Annotated in this window: 1 protein-coding gene and 1 pseudogene; one reads left to right on the plus strand and one right to left on the minus strand. The window is 69.2% G+C overall.

Annotated features, from left to right (window positions below; genetic code table 11):
* Positions 1–1,209, minus strand: a pseudogene (locus tag Y694_RS21400) (aldehyde dehydrogenase family protein); the annotation flags it as partial.
* 251 nt (positions 1,210–1,460) lie between these two features.
* On the opposite strand from Y694_RS21400, the gene Y694_RS21405 reads away from it, so the two are divergent.
* The coding region (locus tag Y694_RS21405; RefSeq protein ID WP_036236480.1) for a phenol hydroxylase at positions 1,461–2,316 on the plus strand (856 nt) is incomplete at its 3' end.

Consider the following 2,316-nt stretch of genomic DNA (forward strand, 5'->3'; position numbering starts at 1 on the left):
ACTCCTCCTCGGTGTCGAACGGCGCGATGTGGCAGCAGGGCCCGAAGATCTCCTCGCGGATCACCGCCGCCGACTCCGGCAGGCCGGTCCAGATGGTCGGCTGCACCCAGTGGCCCTCGGCCAGCGCGCCGCTCATCTTCGGCACGCCGCCGCCGGTGACGACGGTGGCGCCCTGCTCCACCGCCTTGCGGTAGTAGCCCAGCACCTTGTCGCGGTGCTCGGCCGAGATCAGCGGGCCCAGGCCGACGCCCGGCTCCTCCGACGGGCCGATCTTCAGCCCTCGGCCTTGGCCTTGAGCGCCTGCACGAAGTTCTCGAAGATCGGCCGCTGCACGTAGACGCGCTCGGTGCCCAGGCAGACCTGGCCGCAGTTCTCGAACGCGCTGCGCGTGATACCGGCCACCGCCTTGTCGAAGTCGGCATCGGCGAACACGATGCCGGCGTTCTTGCCACCGAGCTCGAAGCTCACGTCGCGGAGGCCGTCGGCCGCCGCCTTCATGATGGCCGCGCCGGTGCGCGTCTCGCCGGTGAAGGTGATCGCGTCGACGCCGTCGTGGCGCGTCAGCGCCTCGCCGGCCGAGCCGGGGCCGAAGCCGTGCACGACGTTGTAGACGCCCCTGGGCACGTCGACGGCGTTCATCACCTCGCCGAGCAGCGCGGCCGACAGCGGCGTCTCCTCCGAAGGCTTGACGACCACGGTGTTGCCGCAGGCCAGCGCCCGGCCGACCTTCCAGGTCATCAGCAGCAGCGGCGCGTTCCACGGACAGATCACGCCCTTGGGCTTGCGGATCGCGTAGTTCAGCGCGCCGCGGCCGTCGGGCGTCTCGGTCTGGAAGGATTCGGTCGGAACGTTCTTGACGACGTCCGCGAAGATCTTGAAGTTGGCCGCGCCGCGCGGCACGAAGGCATGCGCAATCACATGGTGGGGCTGGCCGGTGTCGGCTTCCTCGGCGGCGACGAAGTCGTCGAAGCGGCTCGTCATCTCGTCGGCCACCGCGTGCAGCATCGCGAGCCGCTTCTCGGCGCCGAGCTTGGCCCAGTCGCCATGGAGCGCGCCGCGGGCCGCGCTCACCGCCGCGTCGATCTCGGCCACGCCGCCCTCGGCGACGCTCGCGATCACCGTGTTGTCGAGCGGCGAGCGCTTGTCGAAGGTCCGGCCGCTCGCGGAGCTCGCGAACTCGCCGTTGATGAAGTGATGGACGCTGCGCAAGGGGGCCTCTCGGAAGGACTCGCCGCAGTGTAGGAATCGGGACGCGCAGCCGTTCAATACCGTCGGCGGCGGCCCCGATACCTTGACGGTATGACTTGCTCATTTGGCGCACAGCTCGCCGCGCCGGCACTGCCGATTTGATGTTCTGAGCAGGTCCACGCTCGGGTTATCCCGCGAATCGGCGCGAACCCGGACGCCTGGGGCTGGCACGCCGGTTGCGTAGGAGGATGCATGCAGCAGGAGGAAACCGCATGCACGTTGAGATCAAGACCTCGGACACCAAGCCGCTGCGCAACACCTTCACGCACCTGGCCGCGCGCTTCGGCGACAAGCCGGCGTCGCGCTACCAGGAGGCCACCTACGACATCCAGGAGGTCGAGAACTTCCACTACCGGCCGCTGTGGCAGGCCGACAAGGAGATCTTCGACGCCAGCCGTACGGCGGTCGTGATGGCCGACTGGTACGCGCTTAAGGACCCGCGCCAGTTCTTCTACATGAGTTACACGACGACCCGCGCGCACCAGCAAGAGGTCGCCGAGGGCCAGTTCGACTACTTCGACAAGCGTGGCCTGCTCGCCACGCTGTCCGACGGCCTGCGCGAGCGTGTCGCCGCCGCGCTGCTGCCGCTGCGCCACTACGAGTGGGGCGCGAACATGAACAACAGCGCCATCACCGGCTGGGCCTACGGCGCGGCGCTGACCAACGCGACGATGTTCGCGACGATGGACCGGCTCGGCCTGGCGCAACTGCTGTCGCGCATCGGGCTGCTGATCGATGGCAACCTGGGCACCTCGCTCGCCGCCGCCAAGCAGCAGTGGCTGGAGGATGCGGCTTGGCAGCCGCTGCGCTCGGCGGTCGAGCACCTGTTCATCGTCGACGACTGGTTCGAGCTGTTCGTCGCGCAGAACCTGGTGCACGACGGGCTGCTCTACCCGATGGTCTACCAGCGCTTCGAGCAGGCGCTGGCCGCGGCCGGCGCGCCGGCCTTCGGGATGCTGCTGACCTTCCCGAACGAGTGGCACGCCGAGACCACACCGTGGGTCGACGCGGTGTGCAAGACCGCCGCCGCCGAATCGCCCGCCAACCGCGCGCTGCTCGCCGGCTGGG

This window comes from Methylibium sp. T29-B, from assembly GCF_000576225.1.
GTDB lineage: Bacteria > Pseudomonadota > Gammaproteobacteria > Burkholderiales > Burkholderiaceae_C > Methylibium > Methylibium petroleiphilum.